Annotated in this window: 20 protein-coding genes; 11 read left to right on the forward strand and 9 right to left on the reverse strand. The window is 60.9% G+C overall.

Going from position 1 to position 20,470, the window contains the following annotated elements:
- Nucleotides 1-161: 161 nt before the first annotated feature.
- The 6 genes from EB812_RS04220 (at nt 162) to EB812_RS04245 (ending at nt 6,681) form a co-directional block, all read left to right on the forward strand.
- Entirely contained in the window at nt 162-590 is a 429-nt protein-coding gene (locus EB812_RS04220; protein WP_130957867.1) for a (deoxy)nucleoside triphosphate pyrophosphohydrolase, read from the forward strand.
- 97 nt (nt 591-687) lie between these two features.
- Nucleotides 688-1,785 (forward strand): chorismate synthase, encoded by a 1,098-nt coding sequence (gene aroC / locus EB812_RS04225; protein WP_118229387.1) that lies wholly within the window; start codon nt 688-690, stop codon nt 1,783-1,785.
- A 7-nt stretch (nt 1,786-1,792) separates the two neighbouring features.
- Nucleotides 1,793-4,054, forward strand: coding sequence for an SF1B family DNA helicase RecD2 (gene recD2, locus EB812_RS04230; protein WP_130957883.1), 2,262 nt, complete (start codon nt 1,793-1,795; stop codon nt 4,052-4,054).
- Nucleotides 4,055-4,493: 439 nt separating this feature from the next.
- Entirely contained in the window at nt 4,494-4,964 is a 471-nt protein-coding gene (gene rnhA, locus EB812_RS04235; protein WP_118229389.1) for a ribonuclease HI, read from the forward strand.
- 348 nt (nt 4,965-5,312) lie between these two features.
- Complete coding sequence (locus EB812_RS04240; RefSeq protein ID WP_130957868.1) at nt 5,313-6,281, forward strand: hypothetical protein; 969 nt, start codon at nt 5,313-5,315, stop codon at nt 6,279-6,281.
- Between the two features lie 127 nt (nt 6,282-6,408).
- On the forward strand, nt 6,409-6,681 hold the full coding sequence (locus tag EB812_RS04245; protein WP_118229390.1) for a hypothetical protein: 273 nt from the start codon (nt 6,409-6,411) through the stop codon (nt 6,679-6,681).
- A 386-nt stretch (nt 6,682-7,067) separates the two neighbouring features.
- On the opposite strand, the gene EB812_RS04250 is transcribed toward EB812_RS04245, so the two are convergent.
- The 4 genes from EB812_RS04250 to EB812_RS04265 form a co-directional block, all read right to left on the reverse strand.
- A complete protein-coding gene (locus tag EB812_RS04250; RefSeq protein WP_118229391.1) occupies nt 7,068-7,643 on the reverse strand; it encodes a MerR family transcriptional regulator in 576 nt (191 codons plus the stop codon).
- 584 nt (nt 7,644-8,227) lie between these two features.
- Complete coding sequence (locus EB812_RS04255; protein WP_118229392.1) at nt 8,228-8,722, reverse strand: C40 family peptidase; 495 nt, start codon at nt 8,720-8,722, stop codon at nt 8,228-8,230.
- Nucleotides 8,723-9,686: 964 nt separating this feature from the next.
- On the reverse strand, nt 9,687-10,484 hold the full coding sequence (locus EB812_RS04260) for a DsbA family protein (protein ID WP_118229393.1): 798 nt from the start codon (nt 10,482-10,484) through the stop codon (nt 9,687-9,689).
- Between the two features lie 407 nt (nt 10,485-10,891).
- Nucleotides 10,892-11,317, reverse strand: a complete 426-nt coding sequence (locus tag EB812_RS04265) for a response regulator (protein ID WP_118229394.1) — start codon at nt 11,315-11,317, stop codon at nt 10,892-10,894.
- A 57-nt stretch (nt 11,318-11,374) separates the two neighbouring features.
- Here EB812_RS04265 and EB812_RS11655 point away from each other — a divergent pair, with 57 nt between their 5' ends.
- Together EB812_RS11655 and EB812_RS04270 are read left to right on the forward strand one after the other, a co-directional pair.
- On the forward strand, nt 11,375-11,539 hold the full coding sequence (locus EB812_RS11655) for a hypothetical protein (RefSeq protein WP_165450887.1): 165 nt from the start codon (nt 11,375-11,377) through the stop codon (nt 11,537-11,539).
- A gap of 693 nt (nt 11,540-12,232) precedes the next feature.
- Nucleotides 12,233-13,021 (forward strand): ParA family protein, encoded by a 789-nt coding sequence (locus tag EB812_RS04270; protein ID WP_118229395.1) that lies wholly within the window; start codon nt 12,233-12,235, stop codon nt 13,019-13,021.
- 606 nt (nt 13,022-13,627) lie between these two features.
- On the opposite strand, the gene EB812_RS04275 is transcribed toward EB812_RS04270, so the two are convergent.
- Complete coding sequence (locus tag EB812_RS04275; protein ID WP_130957869.1) at nt 13,628-14,032, reverse strand: hypothetical protein; 405 nt, start codon at nt 14,030-14,032, stop codon at nt 13,628-13,630.
- Between the two features lie 271 nt (nt 14,033-14,303).
- On the opposite strand from EB812_RS04275, the gene EB812_RS04280 reads away from it, so the two are divergent.
- A complete protein-coding gene (locus EB812_RS04280) occupies nt 14,304-15,224 on the forward strand; it encodes a ParB/RepB/Spo0J family partition protein (protein WP_118229397.1) in 921 nt (306 codons plus the stop codon).
- Between the two features lie 34 nt (nt 15,225-15,258).
- Here EB812_RS04280 and EB812_RS04285 read toward each other — a convergent pair whose 3' ends face one another.
- The 4 genes from EB812_RS04285 to EB812_RS04300 all read right to left on the reverse strand — a co-directional run bounded on the left by EB812_RS04285 (nt 15,259) and on the right by EB812_RS04300 (nt 18,083).
- The gene (locus tag EB812_RS04285; protein WP_165450888.1) at nt 15,259-15,690 is read right to left on the reverse strand and encodes a DMT family transporter; all 432 of its coding nucleotides are present in this window, start codon (nt 15,688-15,690) and stop codon (nt 15,259-15,261) included.
- Nucleotides 15,691-16,014: 324 nt separating this feature from the next.
- Nucleotides 16,015-16,965: a carbohydrate kinase family protein gene (locus tag EB812_RS04290; protein WP_118229398.1), complete on the reverse strand. Its 951-nt coding sequence runs from the start codon at nt 16,963-16,965 to the stop codon at nt 16,015-16,017.
- A 40-nt stretch (nt 16,966-17,005) separates the two neighbouring features.
- Entirely contained in the window at nt 17,006-17,326 is a 321-nt protein-coding gene (gene cutA, locus EB812_RS04295) for a divalent-cation tolerance protein CutA (RefSeq protein WP_118229399.1), read from the reverse strand.
- Nucleotides 17,327-17,387: 61 nt separating this feature from the next.
- Complete coding sequence (locus EB812_RS04300) at nt 17,388-18,083, reverse strand: aspartate/glutamate racemase family protein (protein ID WP_118229400.1); 696 nt, start codon at nt 18,081-18,083, stop codon at nt 17,388-17,390.
- 330 nt (nt 18,084-18,413) lie between these two features.
- Between EB812_RS04300 and nth the strand changes: the two genes are divergently transcribed.
- Complete coding sequence (gene nth, locus EB812_RS04305; protein WP_118229401.1) at nt 18,414-19,106, forward strand: endonuclease III; 693 nt, start codon at nt 18,414-18,416, stop codon at nt 19,104-19,106.
- A 171-nt stretch (nt 19,107-19,277) separates the two neighbouring features.
- Entirely contained in the window at nt 19,278-20,231 is a 954-nt protein-coding gene (locus EB812_RS04310) for a chemotaxis protein (RefSeq protein WP_118229402.1), read from the forward strand.
- Nucleotides 20,232-20,470 lie beyond the last annotated feature (239 nt).

Here is a 20,470-nt window from a genome sequence, read left to right on the forward strand (position 1 = left end):
CTCTGCTGCGGTGTGGCTGGGCAACGCATGGGGGTCGGGCCGCGGGGCGTTACGGCAGAGAATAACGTTTTGTGAAAGGCTGGGGGTGTGGGGAAGTTACAACTTTTGTTCACAAAAGTTCCCCTTCCCCCACGGATACCTTCCTGCCAAGGAGGGAACGCATGCGGCATATTGAAGTGGCGGCGGGCATTGTCTGGCGCGGCGGGGCGTTTTTGGCGGCGCAGCGGCCTGACGGCAAGCCCATGGCGGGCTACTGGGAGTTTCCCGGCGGCAAGGTGGAAGGCGCGGAACGGCCGGATCAGGCCTTGCGGCGAGAGTTGGCCGAGGAACTGGGCATAGGCGTGCGCCAGGCCGCCCTGTGGCGCACGGTGGAACACTGCTATGCCGAGCGCGACCTTCTGGTGCGGCTGCACTTTTTTCATGTGACGGCCTTCAGTGGCGAGCCCTGCCCTGCCGAGGGGCAGAATCTGCGCTGGATCAGCCCGGCAGAGGCCCCCAGGCTGGATTTTCTGCCTGCGGACGCGGGCCTGCTGGCGCAGCTGGCGCGCATGTCGCCGCCGGAGGCAGGGACAGCAGACCCTGGAAAATAGCATTTTTTGCAGAGTGGGGAGGGAAACGTTTGTCCACAAGAGTTCCCTCCCCCCTCACAAGAGAATTGCATAACCTCCTCACCATGCGAGGACGCACATGGCTGGCAACACCTTTGGGCGCGCGCTGCGCCTGACCACATTTGGCGAGTCCCACGGTCCCGGTCTGGGCGGCGTGCTGGACGGCTGCCCGGCGGGCATTCCTCTTTGCGAGGCGGACATCCAGAAAGAGCTGGACCGCCGCAAGCCCGGTCAGGGCCCCACGGCCACCAAGCGCAAGGAGGCGGACGCGGTGCGCCTGCTTTCGGGCGTGTTTGAGGGCGTGACCACGGGCACTTCCATTGCTTTTTATATTGCCAATGAGGACCAGCGCTCTCACGACTACGGCAATTTGGCCGAGGTTTTCCGGCCCGGGCAGGCCGACTGGGCCTATTTCAGGAAATATAACGGCGTGCGGGATTATCGCGGCGGCGGCCGGGCTTCGGGGCGGGAAACGGCCGCGCGGGTGGCGGGCGGCGTCATTGCACGCAAGATTCTGGCCCTGCGCGGCGTGGAAGTGCTGGGGGCCTGCGTGGCCCTGGGCGGCGTGGCCGTGCAGGACTGGGCCGCTCTGGACCTGGAAGGCGCGCGCAACCGCCCCTACTGCGCGGCTACGGACGCCATGCCGGCCTTGTGGGACAAGGCCGTGGCCGCAGCCCGCAAGGCCGGGGATACTCTGGGCGGCATTGTGCGGGTGGAGGCCCGGCATGTGCCCGCCGGTCTGGGCGAGCCTGTATTTGACAAGCTGGAAGCCCTGCTGGGGCACGCTATTATGAGTGTGGGCGCGGTCAAGGGCTTCAGCGTGGGCGAGGGCTTTGGCGCGGCGGCTTTGCGCGGTTCGCAGAACAACGATCCCTTGCTGCCGCAGACGCCGCCGTGCCCCGGTGCGGCAGATTTTGCCTCCAACCACGCGGGCGGCATTCTGGGCGGTATTTCCAGCGGGCAGGATATTGTACTGCACGCGGCGGTCAAGCCCATTGCCTCCATAGCCATCCGGCAGCGCACCGTGGACAAGCAGGGCCAGGCTGCTGAGGCGCTTATTGGCGGGCGGCACGATCTGGCCGCCATTCCGCGCATTGTGCCTGTGCTGGAGGCCATGACCGCCCTGACCCTGGCGGACGCCCTGCTGCTGCAGCTGCGCATGGATCTGACCCGGTAGAAACGTGATGGATACGCCCAGGAATGACCTGCCCCTGCTGCGCAATCCCGATGCCGCGGAACTGACCGGCACGGTGGAACGCGTGGTCTTTCACAACGAAGAGAACGGCTATACCGTGCTGCGCCTTGCGCCCACCCCGGCCGAGGGCGCGCGTGAGCGCGACGCCGTGACCTGTGTGGGGCATATGGTCAGTCCGCAGGCGGGCGTACAGCTCAAGGTGGAGGGGCGCTGGGTTAACAATCCGCGCTTTGGCCGCCAGCTGGAATTCAGCGCGGCCGAAGAGGTCTTGCCCGCCACCAGCGAGGGCATCCGCCTGTATCTGGCTTCGGGCCTGATCAAGGGCGTGGGGCCGGAAATGGCCGGGCGCATTGTGGCGGCCTTCGGCACGGAAACCATCAATGTGCTGGATGCGGCCCCGGAACGCCTGCTTTGCATCCGCGGCGTGGGCAAAAAGACGCTGGAGCGCATCCGGGCTTCCTGGGCAGAGCACCGGGGCATGCGCGATCTGCTGCTTTTTTTGCAGCCCCACGGCATCACGCCGGCCTACGCCGTGCGCGTTTATCGGGCCTACGGCGCGGAAGCGCTGGAGATCGTGCGCGAGAACCCTTACCGCCTGGCCATGGACATCCACGGCATCGGCTTTGTGACGGCCGACGCCGCGGCCCACAAGCTGGGCTTTGCCCACGACAGCCCATTGCGGGTACAGGCGGGCACGCTTTACACGCTGCAAAAGGCCACGGACGAAGGCAACGTTTATTTGCCGCAGCCCGTGCTGCTGGACGCTGTTTGTGCCCAACTGGGCGTGGATGCGGACCTGGCCCTGGAGGCCCTGGACGCCCTGGAGGCCGACGAGCGCATTGTCCGCGAAACGTTGCCTGTGGAAAGCGTCGCAGCCGAGCAGGACGCCCCTGCGGACGACAGTGAGGAAACCGGCGTTTACCTGCGGCGCTACCACCATTGCGAGTCCAAAACAGCCTTTTATTTGCAGCGCCTGTTGCGTTCGCCCAAGGCCGTGCGTTTTGAAAATCCCGACAGCCTGGTGGATACGGTAGTGGCGGGCCTGGACATTGCCCTTGCGCCGGAGCAGCTTGAGGCCGTGCGCGCCGCTGCCCGCAGTAAGGTCATGGTGCTTACGGGCGGGCCCGGCACGGGCAAAACCACTATTATTAACGCCATCATCCGGCTGTTCGGTCAGGTGCGTTCCCGCATCCTGCTGGCCGCGCCCACGGGCCGCGCCGCCAAGCGCATGGCTGAAACTTCCGGACGCGAGGCCTGCACCATCCACCGTCTCCTGGAATACAGTCCCAAGGAGGACGGCTTCGCCCGCAACGAGGATAATCCCCTGGCCTGCGGTCTGCTGGTGGTGGACGAAGCCTCCATGATGGATACCCTGCTCTTCTACCACCTGCTCAAGGCCGTGCCCCTGGGCGCTACCGTGGTTCTGGTGGGCGACGTGCACCAACTGCCCTCGGTGGGCCCCGGCAATGTGCTGGCCGACATCATCGCCTCTGGGGCCGTGCCTGTGGTGGAACTGACTGAAATTTTTCGCCAGTCGGCGGAAAGCGCCATTATCTGCAACGCGCATATGATTAATCGGGGCGAGGTGCCTTCTTTGGAATCCAGCAAAGAGCGCCTTTCGGACTTTTATTTCATCCATCAGAACGACCCGGAACGCGCCGCCGACCTTATGGTGGACCTGGTGCGCAATCACATTCCCCGCCGCTTTGGTCTGGACCCTGTGGACGATATCCAGGTGCTCACCCCCATGCACAAAGGGGCCGTGGGCGCGGGCCGCATGAACGCCCGTCTGCAGGAGGCCCTTAATCCCCACGGCCTGGAAGTGCGCCGAGGCGACCGCGCCTTTCGCCTTCACGACAAGGTCATGCAGGTGCGCAACAATTACGATAAAGACGTGTTTAACGGCGATATGGGCCGCATTACCCATATGGACCCCGAAGAACGCAGCCTGAGCGTCACCTTTGACGACCGCGTGGTGCCCTATGATTTCAACGAGCTGGACGAACTGGCCCCGGCCTACGCCATTTCCATCCACAAGTCGCAAGGCTCGGAATACCCCGCCGTGGTTATTCCCATTATGATGCAGCACTACGTTCTGCTGCAGCGCAATCTCATCTATACCGGCGTCACGCGTGGCAAACGCCTGGTTATCCTTGTGGGTGAGGCCCGCGCCCTGCATATGGCCGTCAAAAACAACCGCACCCGCAAGCGCTATACCCGCCTGGCCCGCCGCCTGCGCCCGGAGGGGTGAGAGAAGGAGAAGATCTTGTGGGGGAAGGGAACTTTTGTGAACAAAAGTTCCCTTCCCCCCACACCCCCATCCCTCAAAAAACTTTTTTCCCCACAGAACCGCGCTGGGCGTACCTTAGAGCAGTTATCGAATGAAATGAGCTAACTGCTCTGCAAGGATTTTCTTGAAAATCCTTGCCACAAAATGCGAGAAGGCAGGCTTTTGCCTGCCGTAAGCGAGCATTTCAAGTGTTAAATGCTCTAAGGGGGCGCAGTCCTGCCCTCGGCCCCCTGCCCTCACCGGAGGCGGCCCAAACGCTGTATGCAGAAAAGCCGCCATGCCCGCAGGGCAGCAAAAATTCCCGACCAGGGCGCGGCCCGGCCCAGGCTGGGCCCGCCGAATCCAGCCCGGCCTGGCCAACCCGGTTTGCACAACAAAAAATTTAAGGTAACAGCATCATATGAAAAAAGTTGTCATCCATACGGACGGTTCCTGTTTGGGCAATCCCGGCCCTGGCGGCTGGGCCGCTGTTTTGTGCCTGGAGGGCGCAGCCCACCGCAAGGAGCTTTCGGGCGGCTACGCCCGCACTACCAACAACCGTATGGAGATTCTGGCGGTGGTGGAGGCTTTGTCGGCCCTGACCGAGCCCTGCGAGGTGGACCTTTTTACCGATTCGCAGTACGTGCGCAACAGCGTGGAAAAACGCTGGCTGTGGGGCTGGCAGAAAAAAGGCTGGATCAAGGCGGACAAAAAGCCCGTGCTCAATGTGGATTTGTGGCAGCGCCTGCTGCCGCTGCTGGAGCGCCATCAGGTGCGTTTTCACTGGCTGCGTGGGCATTCCGGCCATGTGGAGAATGAGCGTTGCGACGTGCTGGCCCGGGCCCAGGCCGGGCGGCGCGATCTGCCCCCGGATACGGCCTATGCGTGCTGAGGGCGGATCAGAGCGGATTTCCTTTGCGAATATAAAGGGTCCGGCACGCCCGTTTTGGCGTTTACGCGCGCAAAGACACAGCGCTGCTGCCTTGGCCCGTAACTTTCTTTGTCATAACGGGTCTGGCTCCTGTGCCGCAACGGCTGCAGCTGTGCTTGCGCTCCCACGGCGGGCGTCTGTTTACGCAACGGCCAGGGCAGGGTAAAGGTAACATGCCCAAGTCTGGCGCGCAGGTTTTTTGTTGACGCCGCGCGTGTTGTGCGGGCGGGTACGGTAAGGCTCTGCGGTGCGGGTATGGGCGGCGTGCCCAGAAATCTTTGTGACAGGGGCGTTGCCTGGGAATGTTTGATGGACGGTCTTTCATTGGTTGAAATCTGGTCAGCTTTGGGGCGGCCGCTGCTGCGGCTGCTGTTGGGCCTGGCTTGCGGCCTGCTGGTGGCCAATCTGCTGGAGGCCCTGCGCTGGACGCGGCATCTGGCCCGTCTGGCCGCGCCCCTGGCCCGCGCCGCCCATTTGCGGGAGGTGGCGGGCGCGAGTTTTTCTTTGGCCTTTGTTTCTCCGGCGGCGGCCAATGGCCTGCTTTCGCAGAGTCACCAGCAGGGCGAGATTTCTGACCGGGAGCTTATGCTGGCCAATCTTTTTAACAGCCTGCCGGCCTATCTGGTGCACACGCCCACCATTTTTTTGTTGACCTGGCCGGTATTGGGCTGGCCGGCCCTGGTTTATGTGGGCCTGACTTTGCTGGCGGCAATCGGGCGTACGGGCTTTACCGTGCTGCTGGCCCGGCGCGTGCTGCCCGTGCCGCCGCGGGGCTGTATGGTCTGTCTGACAGACGAGGCCCCCCCCACCGACTGGGGCGCGGCTCTGCGCAAGGCCTGGCGGCGGTTTTTGCGCCGTCTGCCCAAGCTGGTCTATTTTACTGCGCCCATCTATGTGCTTATGTTTTTGCTGCAGCGCTACGGTTTTTTTGACCTGGCTGAGCAGTGGCTGGCCGAGCACATGGACTGGCTGGGATTTCTCAAACCGCAGGCCATGGGCATTATTGTGCTGCATCTGGCTGCGGAGCTGGGCGCTGCCTTGGGCGCGGCGGGCAGCGTGCTGCACGCCGGCGGGCTTTCCGCCCGCGACGTGGTGCTGGCCCTCATGGTGGGCAACATCCTTTCCACGCCCATGCGCGCCGTGCGGCACCAGTTCCCGTCCTACGCCGGTTTTTTCCGTCCGGCGCTGGCATTGCGTCTTATTTTGGCCAACCAGGGCCTGCGCGCCGCCAGCATGGCCCTGGTGACCGTGTTCTACTACTATGCCGGGCGGGCGTAAGGCTCTGTGCCTTGCGGACGTTTTGCAGCCCCCCCAATAAACGGCTTTTGCCGGAGGGTTGCGTGTTCTGGCTTCAGCCTGCAGGCAGCGCAAACAGTACATAGTAAAATTCAAGGATATCCACAAGATGCAAGCAAATCCCTCTGCCGCCATAGCGGCGCAGCCGCAGCCCAAGGTTCTGCGTCCGGAACACACGGGCGCACGGGTAACGGTGCTGGTGCAGCCGGAAGAAAGCCTGCTCTCTTTGCCCCGGCCCAAAACTGCCCGCCAACTGCTGGAAGTGCTGGGGCTGGCGGAAGAGACCGCCCTGGTGGCTCGTGAAGGCCAATTGTTGACGCCGGACCGGCGGGTCTGGCCGGGCGACAACCTGCTGGTGCGCAAGGTTACGTCCTCAGGCTAGAGCCAGAGTATCGTTGAGAATATGTATTCTCAACGGTTACAGCACGCTCGGTCCGGCGCTTAAGCGGGCATGGACATAGCGCTGCTGTCTTTGTCCGTAACTTTCTTCGTCGTAACGGGCCAAGCTCCTTCGCCGCAATGGCTGAAGCTGCGCCTGCGCCTCCACGGCGGGCCGGCGGGCGTCTGCTTCCGCAACCGCCAGGCATGGTAACGTTGCAATGTCCGCGTTTTTGCTGCAGGTTTGCTGTTTTGCAAGCCGGGTTTCAGGGAGAGTTTGGCGGCGCGGCTTTGGACTTGCGCCGTTTTTTTGTCGTGGGACGGTGCGGCATGCGTTATTTTTATGCCTGCAATATTTATTAATTATAATACATAGTTATCTTGTTGTGGTTATGGTGCGTCGGCATTGCGGTTGCGCAGCGCCCGCCCCATCCACTGCCGCAGCTGTTCCAGGTCGGCTTGCTGTGTCTTTTCAGAGGATTCCAGTAAAATGCGCAAATGCGCAAGCTCGCGCTGCAGCGCGTCAACGGAGGCCGATGGCGTGCTTGGAGGCGATGCGGGCAGGCGTTCCACCAACAGGCGCAGCACGGCAGCAATGGCTTCCACGGCGGTGGTTTGCCGTTCCAGAAGTTGCAGGGCTGCGTCGGGAAAGGCGGTAACGGCTGCAGCGGTGTTCTGGTCCGGCGGCTGCGCCGGGGCCACCACCAGCGCATTGCGGGGAAAGCGCGTTTGCAGGGCTTCTTCCACTGTGGCGGCGGTGCGGGATTTTTGCATCTGTTCCAGAATGGCGGCAATAACCGTAAGGGTTTCGTGCCGGTAGCGACGGCGGCGGCCTTCGCCCACACTGGGAATATAGGCGGCAAAACGTTTGCAGTAGTATCTGGTGGTGGATTCCGGCAGGGAGAAATGGCGCGAAATATCCGCAATGCTCAACAGGCTTGCCGTCGCTGTAGCTTTGCGTGGCATACGTCCTCCCTCGCTGCGGGCGTTCGGATCAGGCTTTTTGTGGCCTTGCGGACCGGCATTCTGAAACGCATTTTCACTACGCTGCTGCGTTTAGAAAAAACGTAAGCAAAATCCTCTGCCTTGGCAAGCTGCCCGCTTTTTTTGCGCAGCATTCAGCGTTTTTTGAGGGCTTGCGGCCTGGCCGACATATGTGCCTTGCGGTTTGCTGCACTGGTGCACGGTCGGAGCCGTCCTTGATCTTTTGCCGCTTTTCTGGTGCGGCGTGGAAGCGTCCACACGGCCTGAAAGGACAGGATTGCAGAACGGGGCTGCAAGCGGGCTTGCCCCCTGCGCGGTCCTTGTTGTGGTTTGACGGTCTTGTGGCTGTTTTGAGCTTGCAGAAAAAACGAACGACAGGGCCTGCCGTTGGGTGGAGTTGTGCTGCCTGGATAGCTTGCGGATTGGCGCGGGGGATTGCGACGTTATGCGGCGAGATGCCCACGAGGCAAGGCTTTTTTCTACGCTTTTTGCAGGGACGGGAGGGCACTGTCCGTCTCGCCCTGCTTGCGGTGATGCGAGACGGCAGAAGGACGTGGCGGAGAGGCTCAGCGCACGACGCGCCGCACTGAGACAAGCCGGCTGCGCCAATAGGGGATGTCCATATTCTCCATACGCACTTTTTCGCCCCTGCGCGGGCTGTGGATAAAGGAGTTGCCCCCGGCGTAGATGCCGGTGTGCAGTCCACGCGGGCTTGCGCTCGTGCGGAAGACCACGATGTCGCCGGGGCGCACTTGCTCGCGCGGCACAGACTGCCCGATTCTGGCCTGGTCCACGGTGATGCGGGGCACTTTTACGCCGTTTTTGTTGTACACCCACCAGATGAGCCCGGAACAATCAAAACCTTTTTGTGGCGAAGCGCCGCCAGATCGGTAGTTTTTTCCCATCTGGGCATAGGCGGTGCGCACCACCCCTTTGGCGGCCTCTGGCGTGGGGCCTGTGTCCACATTGCGCCCCAGCAGCCCGCAGCCGCTCAGCAACAGCACGCTGAGGCCCACCAACAGGGCGGAGCGTACCGTTTTGGCAACCGCGTGTCCTTGCATTGTCCTTCCCTTCCTTCGCCTACGCGGGGGCCTTGCCAGCCCCGGCGTGTTTTGCCTTTGTGCCGCAAGGCCTTGCGGGCTTCTTTGCACCTGTGGCTTCCCTCGGCTACAGGCTGTGCCGCGGCCATAAGGCTTTTTTATTGAGAGCTGTATGTTGCGCTTCTGCGGCGCTGGCCCTTTTACCGTATTTCATGGCCTGAGGCGTTGCTTTTTTGACACAACTGCCTGTGCGTATTGCATAGCAAATCTCGTGCCGCATTTTTCCCGCTGCTATAACTTCTATCTCCTATAAGCCGGGAATCGTCAAAAAGGTCAAGTCCCATTTTCTCTAGAGATTTGATATAAAAGTTACAGACACAGTGCGTCATCTGCCCTGTTTTTGCCAGCCTGCAGGGAAGTGTTATTCCATCCCCCCCCCCGTTATTTTGCCGACTTTGTAGCGCTTGCCGTATGGCGTCGCTGTTCTTGTTCCAGTGACGCTTTACCCAGAGCGTATTCTTGTTGTTGTCGAGGAGTGGATATGTTTTGCCCCCCAGCACTTTTACCGTGAGGTTTCGGCAGCTTTTTTGTCTCAACCTCACGGTATGCAGCGTGGCGCCGGCGCCTACGTCTTTGTTCCTGGTAAAATTTCAGTTGCACTGGCTTTGGTGAAGGCGTGCACAGACGTCCACAGACACCCGGGGGGCATCGGCGCTGCTTTTGGGGGCGGGAAAGCGTCTGCGGGAGCGTTTAAAAGTTGTACGAATATGCTTGCAACATGGAAATGCGCAGACGCTGCAAGCCCCCAGGCCGCACTGCGCGGTATGGGGGCTTGCAGGAGCTTGTTTGTCTGGATGTGGCGCGTTGGGGGCGAACGGCCCGCGTATGGTTCCGTTGCATGCGCGCGTGCGGTGGTCAGCTCTGCCGCCTGCGTCTTGTCGCAGGGTCTGGCTCCTGACGGGCACGGGCTTTGCCCGATCAGTTCTTATTTGTCGGCTTGTTTTTTGAGGGCCATGTCCACAGCGTCTTTAAACAGATCCAGGGGCAGGGCTCCGCGCAGCACCATATTGTTGACCAGAAAATAGGGGGTGCCTTCCACGCCCAGTTTTTGCGCGTCTTCCTGGTCTTGGGCTAAAATGGTTTTGACCTTTTTGCTGTGCAGATCTTTGACCAGGGTTTTCATATCGACGCCCAGTTCCTGGGCCGTTTTTTTCAAATACGCTTCACCTTCCGTTATTAACTGGTCCCGGTTGGCAAAAAGCGTTCGGTAAAAGGCCCAGGCCTTATTTTCGTCCTGTTGCGCAATAGCCGTAAAGTAGGCTGCAGAGGTGGCCCCCGGACCTTTTTCGTCCAGAGGCAGATTTTTGAAAACCAGGCTCACGTCTTTGCCGTATTGCCGCATGAGGGCGTCCAGGGTGTGAGACGCCTGCTGGCAAAAATGGCAGGTGAAATCTGAAAACGCCACGATCCTGACCTTGGCGTTGGCCGGTCCCAGTACGGGCCTGTCCGCCGTGCGTACGGACTTGGGCGTTTTCATGTCTTCTGCCCACTGGGCCTCCATGCTGCGCTTGCGCCGTAGGTTGGAACCTTGCTGTGCGATATCCAGGACAGATTCGCTGTTGCGGCGCAGCACGTCCATGACCAGATCCGGACGTTCTCGAAAGATTTTTTCCAGAGCCTGGGTCAGATTTTCATCACTGATGGGCGCAGCTTTGGTCTGCGCCCCCCAAAGCAGGCCTGCCGCCATAAGGGCTGCCAGCACAAATGTTTGCATAGTCCGCATAGATACTCCGCTCTGTTACTCTGTCCTTTTTTGCTGCTGTCGCTTGTGGCCAGGGCTATTCTCTGACGCACGCCGCTTTGCCCGTGCTGACGGTCACGACAGGCCTGCGCCTTGCCCCGGCGCTGTGTGCGTTTTTTGGGGGCGCGCAGTTCTCCCCCCTTCTCAGGCGGGACAGTCATGTTTAGATTGTTACGTCCGCGCTGTCCAGAGCACGGCAGCCGCATTTTTGGCAGTGCGTTGTTGCCCCGCCCCTTCCCCCCAATCAGGGGCTTGCCCGTCTTCTGCCTGTTCTGCAGAGTTCTTTTTTGGGGGGGGCTGTGCCGCGACCGAGGACCCTTTGCGGCAGTAATCCATGGTCATATTTTCCCCCGAATGCCCGCCACCAGCCCTGCAGGTCCGGATAAATTTCACCTTTGCATTTGTTGCCTGGTGTTTTCCGGCGAGGTGTCCGCCCCGACTTCAAGGCTGCTTTGGGTGAACGCATCTTCCAGCTTGAAGATCAATTCGTCCAGATCTACGGGCTTCATGAGATAGCCAAAAGCCCCTTGGCTCATGGCCTGCACTGCCAGCTGCATGTCAGCGTGTCCCGACAGCAGAATAACTTTAATCTGCGGCCACTGCTGGTGGATTTGCTGCAGAGCGGCCATGCCGTCCAGCACCGGCATCTTCACATCCATGACAACCAGGCCGCAAGGGTCGTTGGTTAGGGCCGCTAAAGCCTCTTGGCCGTTGCTGGCCATTGCGCAGACATACCCCCTCTTGCCCAGGCGCTTGGCTAAAATGCGCGTCACATCCGGTTCGTCATCCACCAGCAGGATTTTTTTTGTCCCCATAGTTGCTCCCTGTTCTGCGCCGTCCGTCACGTTTCACGTGAAACGGAGGTAAACATCGTGGCGTGCAGCCAGCGGTTGTCATTGCAAAAATTTTATACTTTTACCATGGTATTTGCCATAAGAATTTTTACCGCCCTGCAAAACGAATCGCAAGTGTTGGGCCTGGCCGGTACTCTGCTGCCTGTTGCTGTAGAAGAAATTTTTTATACAAAACATCGCTGAGCGCAAAGGGCTGTACGACGGTGGCTGGTGCGTGGCTTTGGCAAACGTGTGCACCTGTCTGTCATGATAGGTGGGGTGGCCTGCTGGCTCTGGTTTTAAAGGATAACTACACTCCCCCACTGCAAAAAGGTCAGGCCAGGGCACTCTCTCGCTGTTTTGCTTCGGTACATCAAAGCTAACATCGGTTGCCGCAGTGGAATATCCCCCCGTCCGTGCGTGTGCCGCATGTCCACATTCTTCCACACACGCTTGACGAAAGGTTTGCAATGCACTACAAAAAAGTCGGCTTGTTTTGCGGCGTTTCATGAGAAACATGTTTGTTATTGCGTTTCACGTGAAACGTTGCCCGTGGTCTGATTTTTAAAGCAGCTCTGGCTTGTTACGCCTGCCAGACAAGATGGTTCGCCTTGAGAACATTCTGACGGCTGCGCAAAAGAACACCGTCACAGAAGCGTAAACGCAGCTTGTCCTGTTACGAAAGGGCCCTGGCCCGTTATGCTGCAGCAAGCCAGGGGCCAGAATCGCCTCGTGGTTGCTTGCGCTGCTGTACGTCAAGGGCGGACATCGTACAATTTTGAGGACGTCTGCGCTCAACATGGCAAGCATTGGCGTTTTGTGCGCGCCGCGTTTGCGCGCCGTGGCGGTTGTCCGCTTACCTGCATCATTTCAGACCCCTGTGACCGGGAGGGACGCATGGCGCGCATTATTTCCATCGCCAACCAAAAGGGCGGCGTGGGCAAAACCACTACAGCCATCAATCTTTCGGCCGCTTTGGCGGTCATGGAAAAAAAGGTCTTGCTGGTGGATTGCGACCCTCAGGCCAACAGCACCAGCGGCCTGGGCCTGCAGCAGGAGAATCTGCACGGCGATCTGTACGGGGCCTTTTATGAGCCGGAAAAGGTGCGCCATTGTATTGCCAAAACCCGCTCTCCCTTTTTGGATATCCTGCCAGCCAGCACCAACTTGGTGGCGGTGGAGCTGGAATTAGTGGACAAGATGGCGCGGGAGTTTTTTTTGGACGAATGTCTGAAACCCATCCACAATGACTACGAATATATTATTCTGGACTGCCCTCCTTCACTGGGGCTGCTTACCCTCAACGCCCTTTGCGCCGGGCGTGAACTGCTTATTCCCCTGCAGTGCGAATTTTTTGCTCTGGAGGGCATCGTCAAGCTGTTGCAGACTTTTGAACAGGTCAAAAAGCGCCTGAACCCGCAGTTGCGATTGTTGGGCGTTGTTTTGACCATGTACGATACGCGCAACCGGCTGACCCGCGAAGTCAAAAACGAAGTGCGGCGCTGCTTCCCCGACCATCTTTTTGAAACCGTGATTCCGCGCAACGTGCGCCTCTCGGAAGCGCCCAGCCACGGTAAATCCATTATCCATTATGATATCAAATCCAAAGGGGCGGACGCCTACCTGGGTTTGGCCAAAGAGGTGGTATTGCGCCGTCCCGCAGCGCAAAGCCCCGTGTTGCAATAGTGCGGTATGCTAACGTAGTCATTATGTCGCGGTTTATTTGTATTTTCCAGAACCGCAATGTGCTTGCGTTGTTTGCTTGGGGAAAATTCTCGCGTCTGATGCGCCCAAGCGGTTCAGGCGCGCGGTCCCGCTGCGGCGCAGGCAAACCGGTTTTTGCAGCGTCGGCATATTCCTGAAGGATCTGTCGGCTTGAAAAGGCGCAAAGGGACGTCGGCAAAAGCTCACGAGGTCGCGCAGCGTCCATCAGAGGGCCAGCCCCGGAGCGAGTTTCGGCACGGCCCCTTACGGTCCCTTGTGCCGCCCACTACGCCCACATGGGGCAGAAAGTGCGCCCGCGGCGGTCAACAGGTTGCGCCAAAGGGGCAGACACAACGGCAAGGCCGAGCGCCGTAGCCGGGTTTTGCCCGGCGGTGCTTCGGCGCGCGGGTTCGACATCGACGCGGCTGTGCCAGGAGGCAGCGGAGGGCGTTTCCTTTGGCCCAAGCGCCTTGGGCTGCGGCGCCATGTGGTTGGGCCATCCTCACCGACCGTGGTCGCGTGGGTTTGCCCACACTACCCCCCGCCTGTGTTGTCGGCCCGACGCTGACGCCCCAGGCGTGTGTTCGCTCAGCAGTGCGGCGTACTGTGCTCCAGGGCCTGGTGGTCGCGGAAATGCTTTTGTCGGATGGTGGTGCCGCAGGCCCGGCAATGGAAGACCAGCAGCCCGCCGATATTGGCGTTGGTCAGTACAAAAGGCTGGGCTGGGTCCGTGCGCCAGTCTTCGGTGGCCGCGCCGCAGTGCGGGCAGGAAACGGCCGGGCTGTAGGGATAGCGAAAGTCCCAGGTCCGCAGCAGCGCGTCAAAATCGGCCAGCGGACCTAGGGGCTGCTCCAGATTTTCCGGCTGTTGGGGCTTAGCGTGCAGAGCGGCGGCCTGCGGCTCCAGGCGACGCCAAAGATCCCAGGGCAGGATCACATATTCCACATTGCCTTTGGCGTCGGTGACATAACGCAGCGCGTCTTTATACGACATGGTTTGCATCCCCTTTAATGATAGGCCGTAAGATGACGCGCGGCTGTAAAAAAAGTCAAGGCCCAGCCCGTCATCGGCGCACATCCGCAATAGCGCAAGATAGGGGCCGGTCAGCCTGGATAGACGGTAGCCTACATGGCATCTTAGTGATATATCGCACTATTATGCATGGTTCGGCGCGGCATGGAACGCAGGAAGAGCCCTTGGCAGAGCAAAACCGCAAGGGAAATAAAGAAATGCTATTGCAAAATGCAGTGTACAAGGAGCAGCCATGAGCGGCAGCAGCAAAGGACTGGGACGGGGGTTGGACGCCCTTTTCGCCGGCTCGGCGGCACAGAAGGAAGTGAGCAGCGCTGTGGCGGAGGTGGCGGTGAAGGATTTGCACCCCAATCCGGATCAGCCCCGGCGGCGGTTTGACGACGCGGGCCTGCAGGAGCTGGCGCAATCCATCAAAATGCAGGGCATTATGCAGCCTTTGCTGGTGCGGCCCCTGCCCGGCGGTCAGGGCTATCAGATTGTGGCGGGCGAACGGCGCTGGCGGGCGGCGCAGCTGGCGGGCCTGCAGCAGGTGCCGGTCTATGTGCGCCAGATGTCGGAAGAAGAGGTCATGGCCGCTGCGCTGATTGAAAATCTGCAGCGCGAAGACCTGAACCCCATTGAAGAGGCCGAGGCCCTGCAGGCCCTGCGCCGGACCCTGAATTTGACGCAGGAGGAATTGGCCCTGCGCCTGGGCCGCAGCCGACCTTCGGTGGCCAATGCCCTGCGGTTGTTGCAGCTGAGCCCGCAAGCGCGCAAGGATCTGGAGGAGGGGCGGCTCACCGCCGGGCACGCCCGCTGCCTGTTGGGCGTGGACGAGGCCGCGGCGGCGGAAAACCTGCGTTGCCGCATTGTGGAACACAATCTTACTGTGCGCGAGGCCGAGGATGCGGCCGCCTACTGGCGCGGCAACAACGCCCTGCCCTGGGATCTGGCGGATGCGGCGCCCGTTGTGCCGAAGGCGCGTGTTCCCCGCAAAAAAAGCCCGGAGCTGAAGGCCCTGCAGCAGGACCTCAGCCGCAGTCTGGGCTGTCGGGCCCGCATCAGCGGCGACGAAAACGCGGGACGCATCGCCCTGCCCTACGCCAGTCGCGAAGAACTGGGCGCCCTGCTGCACAGGCTGGGCATGGATGCGGACAAGGGCGAACAGGTCTGATGCGGGCCCGGCGGCTATGTCATTGACGGCGCTATCAGCGCCGCATGACCAGTACCAGGCCGGCCAAAATGAGCAGCAGGCCCACGGCTCTGCGCCAGTCCAGCGGCATGGGGGTCAGGCCAAACCAGCCAAAATGGTCGATGACAGAGGCCATGAACAGGTTGCCGAGGATCATGGCCACGCCCGTGGCCAGAGCGCCGATGCGCGGCACGGCCAGTACCGTGCTGAAGACCATGCAGGCGCCCAACACCCCGCCCACCCACTGCCAGGCAGGGGCTTCGGTCAGGCGCAGAACGTGCCCGCGCCCCAGAACCAGACTCATCAGCCCCAAAAACAGGGCCCCTACCGTAAAGGAAATAAAGCTGCTTTCCAGGGTGCCCACGGCGCGGGCCAGGGCCGCGTTGATGGGGGCCTGCAGGGCCACCATGCAGCCGGCAAAGATCATCAGAGCGAGGGTCGGCAGCATTGGGGCCTCCTAGAGCATTTAACACTTGAAATGCTCGCTTACGGCAGGCAAAAGCCTGCCTTCTCGCATTTCGTGGCAAGGATTTTCAAGAAAATCCTTGCAGAGCAGTTACCTTTGAGAACAGGTATTCGCAACGTTTACGGCACGCTCGTTTCGGCGCTTAAGCGCGCAAATGCATAGCGGTGCTGTCTCCATCCGCAGCATTCTGTGTTGCAACGGCTGAAGCTACGCTTGCGCCCCATGGTGGACATCTGCTTACGCAGCCGCCAGGGCATTGCAATGTTGCAGTGCCTGGCGGCTGCGCCAAGCGGCGCAGAACCGTGCTTACAGAATGCCCTGGGGCAGGGGGCCGAAAGCCGCTTCGTAGCGCTGACGAAATTGCTCCGGTGTGTAGCTGTGTTCCTGCGTGCCCAGTTTTTCCAGGGCAAAGCTGGCGCTTACAGAGCCCAGTCTGGCGGCTTCGGGCATGGTCAGGCCGTGGGTGAGGCCCTTGAGCAGGCCCGCGCGGTGCGCGTCGCCGGCGCCGGTAGGATCCTGTACGGCAGTGCAGGGCACGGCCGGAATGCGCGTTTCCGTGCCGTCTGCGCCGCGCACCACGGCCCCGTCCGCGCCCAGGGTGGTGACCAGCCAGAGGGTGCGGCCCACGAGTTCGTCTTCGCTTTTGCCTGTGGCCTTGCAAATCATGTTCAGCTCATAATCGTTGGTGATGCAGGCAAAGGAGCCTTCAATGGCGGCCAGCAGGTCCGCGCCGGAAAGTACGGGCAGCTGCTGACCGGGGTCGTAGATGTAGGGCACGCCCTGCTCACGGAAAAAGCCGGGCAGGCGGCGCATGTCTTCCACATTGCCGGGAGAGATGATGGCCATGTCCGCTTCGGGGTCCAGATGGGGGAAGGCGTAGTGGGCGGGCAGCGTCATGGCCCCGGGATAGAAGCCGGTGATTTGGTTGCTGTTGAGGTCTGTGGTGATGTAGCAGAGGGCCGTGAAGATGTCGTCCTGACGGCGTATGCCTTCCAGCGGCAGGCCCAGCCGCTCCAGCGCCGTGGCGTAGGGGCCGAAGTCCCGCCCGGCGGCGGAAATGATGACCGGCTTTTCGCCCAGCAGGGCCAGAGAATAGGCGATGTTGCCCGCGCAGCCGCCCCGCCGTTCGTCCATGCCGTCCACCATAAAGCTCACATTGATCATGTGCAGCTTGTCCATAAGGATGTGGTCCTGAAAATTGCCGGGAAAGGTCATGATGCGGTCAAAGGCCAGCGAACCGGAAACGTAGATGGACATGGTTGCCTCATTGCCGAAAAGGACAAGGGTGAAAGAAACGTTATGCCAGGGGCCGACTGTTGCGTTCGATCCAGCGCAAAAAGGGTTTGAGGCCGTCTGCCAGGGGCAGGGCCAGCACGCAGGGCAGCTGGTAGGGGTGCCCGCTGCGGACAAAGGCCTGCACGTCCGCAAAGGCCGCATCGCTGACCTGCGCAAGCAGCAGACACTCTTCGGCCTCGTGCACCCTGCCCTGCCAGCGGTACACAGATTGCGCGCCGGGCAGCACGTTGACCCCGGCGGCCAGCCGGCGCTCCACCAGGCCGCGGGCCAGACGCAGAGCCGCTTCACGGCCTGGTACGGTCATATAGACAAGGTAGGGCACTCGCGCCTCCTGCCCCGCATTCTACACGCAGACTGTGGAAAAACAAAGGGCGAACCGGCCGTCACGCTGCGGTCAGGGCAAAGGCAACCGCGCTCAGGGCGTGGATTTCCGTGGTGTCAAAAAGGGGAATGGGCGTGTCGCTCTGGCGCAGCAGCAGGCCGATTTCCGTGCAGCCCATGATAATGCCCGCACAGCCGCGCACCGCAAGATCTTCCACTGCACGCAGATAAAATTCGCGGGAGCGCGCGGCAATGACGCCGTGGCAGAGCTCTTCAAAAATGATGCGGTTTATTTCCCGGCGCTGTTTCTGTGGGGGAACTATAACCTCAATGCCCGCCGCCATGATTTTTTCTTTATAAAAAGTCTGCTCCATGGTGTAGGCCGTGCCGAGCAGGCCCACCCGGCGCAGACCGCGCGCCAAAACCGCTTCGGCCGTGGCGTCGGCAATGTGGATCAGCGGCAGGCTTACGGCCGCCCGCACCTGGTCAAAAACTTTGTGCATGGTGTTGGTGCAGATAAGCAGCACTTCTGCCCCGCCCCGTTCCAGGGCTTGACCCGCCTTGGCCAGGATGCGGCCGCTTTTCTCCCATTGCCCGGACTTCTGGCAATCCTCAATGGCTTGAAAATCCACACTATAGAGAAGACATTGGGCGGAATGCAGTCCGCCGAGCCTTTGGTTTACGGCCCGATTGATGATTTGGTAATAGCTGACCGTGCTTTCCCAGCTCATGCCTCCCAGCAAGCCTATGATCTTCATAATTTACACCTGTTAAATCGGCATGTTGTGAAAAATCCGTCGCGGCAGGGCCGGTGACGGCCAAACGTCCGGGGTGGCGTCGGGTGAAGTGCCCCGAAGCAAGCCAAGGTTAAGGGAGAACAGCGCCAGCATGCCAAACCCCGGGCCCAAGGTCGAGCAAAAAACGCTTGCCTCTATGGCAGGAAAGGGTTGCCGTATGGCGAAAACGTTCCGGCGCGGGCACGGGAGACACAGCTGCTGCCCGTAGCGGCCCGGATATTTTTGGGAACGTCCCGCGCGGGCACGGAGGACGCCCTTGCGGCGGGCAACAGGCTATGGCATAGCAGGCCCATGAGCACAAAAAACGACCGCCAAGAGCGGGCTTCCCGCACGCTTGCGGCCCTGCAGGCGCGCTATCCCGCGCCGCACACCCACCTGGACGCCCGCAACGCCTGGGAACTGCTGGTGGCCACAGTGCTGGCCGCTCAGTGTACGGACGCGCGGGTCAATACCGTCACCCCGGAGCTGTTCCGGCGCTGGCCGGACGCCGCGGCACTGGCCGAAGCCGCGCCGGAGGAGCTGGAAGCCGTCATCCGGCCTACGGGCTTTTACCACAGCAAGGCCAAAAACCTGCTGGGCGCGGCGCGCCGCCTGCGGGATCAGTTTGGCGGCTCGGTGCCGCAAACCCTGGCGGAGCTGGTGACCCTGCCCGGCGTGGCGCGTAAGACGGCCAACGTGGTGCTGTTCGGGGCCTTTGGCATCAATGAGGGCCTGGCCGTGGACACGCACGTCAAGCGCATCTGCTATCGGCTGGGCCTTACGGACGCCACAGACCCCGTAGAAGTGGAGCGCGACCTCATGGCGTTGCTGCCCCGCGAGGAGTGGGGTGACTTCAACCACCGCATGGTCTGGTTCGGCCGGGAGGTTTGCGCGGCGCGCAAGCCCCAGTGCGGGCAATGCCCCATGGAAGGGTTTTGCCCCAGGCGCGAGCCGCCCCGTGCGGGCGGCAAGGGCGCGCCGGGGCGCAAGGTTGTCCTGTCCTGATTTTTTTCTGGCGGCGGTCTGGGGCGTCTTAAGAAAATCGCGGCCTTGCCGATGAGCTTTACAAGTCGCAATATACAGCTTTGCCAAGGACGCAGACCAGTGCCGGCGTGGGTGACGCAAGCACCGGGGAAGCCTTCTTCCCGAAGTGAAACTGTTTGAGGGTAGGACGCCATGTCGCAGAACAGCTTGCTCAACGTCAGCAATAACGAACTGGAAATCATTGAATTTCTTATTGACGAAAAGCAGCCGGACGGCAGCGCCTACAGCGGGCGCTACGGCATCAATGTGGCCAAGGTGCTGGAGATCATCCGCCTGCCCAGCATCACCAGTGTGCCCAGCAAGCACGACCCCTCGGTGCTGGGCACCTTCAATCTGCGGGGCAAGGTGCTGCCTCTGCTGGATCTGGCGGCCTGGCTGGGCAAGGAGATGTCCACGCGAGAAAACGCCAAGGTCATCGTCACAGAATTCAGCGGCGTGCAGGCGGCCTTCCTGGTGTCTTCGGTCACCAGCATCCACCGCATGACCTGGGACCGCATTGAGCCGCCCAACCGCTATGTGCAGACGTATTCGCGCGACAGCATCACTGGCGTGCTGCGCATCCAGGACCGCGTACTGTTCATCCTGGATATGGAAAAAATTCTGGCCAATCTGGACAGCAGCCTGGACATGTCCAAGGTGGAGCTGGACAGCAGCCCGGTGGAAGGGGCCGCACAGTTCCACCTGCTGGTGGCGGACGACTCTAACTCCCTGCGGCACATTATTCGATCTTCACTGGAAAAATCCGGCTTTCAGGTCACGGCTGTGGGCAGCGGACGGGAGGCCTGGGAATTTTTGCTGAAAACCCAGGCCGAGGCGCAGGCCCAGGGCAAGGAACTCACCGACCTGGTGCACCTGGTGGTTTCAGACATCGAAATGCCTGAAATGGACGGCCACATGCTCACGGCCAAAATCAAGGAAGCGCCGGGCATGCACCACCTGCCCGTCATCCTGTTTTCTTCGCTCATTACCGAAGCGCTCTACGCCAAAGGCGTCAAAGTGGGGGCGGATAAGCAGGTTTCCAAACCCGACCTGCCGGGCCTGAGCACCATCATCCGCGAACTCATCGCCCAAAAGCTGCACAAATAGCGCAGTTTACGAATGAAATGAGTTAATTGCTCTGCAAGGATTTTCTTGAAAATCCTTGCCACGAAATGCGAGAAGGCAGGCTTTTGCCTGCCGTAAGCGAGCATTTCAAGTGTTACATGCTCTAGAGCAACGCACCGTTGCGAATAGGTATTCGCAAAGGGTAAGGCACGCTCGCTCCGGCGTTTCAGCGCGCAAATCAATAGCGATTGCTTGCATCCGCAGCATCCTGTGTCGCAACG

Source organism: Desulfovibrio legallii, assembly GCF_004309735.1.
GTDB lineage: Bacteria > Desulfobacterota > Desulfovibrionia > Desulfovibrionales > Desulfovibrionaceae > Desulfovibrio > Desulfovibrio legallii.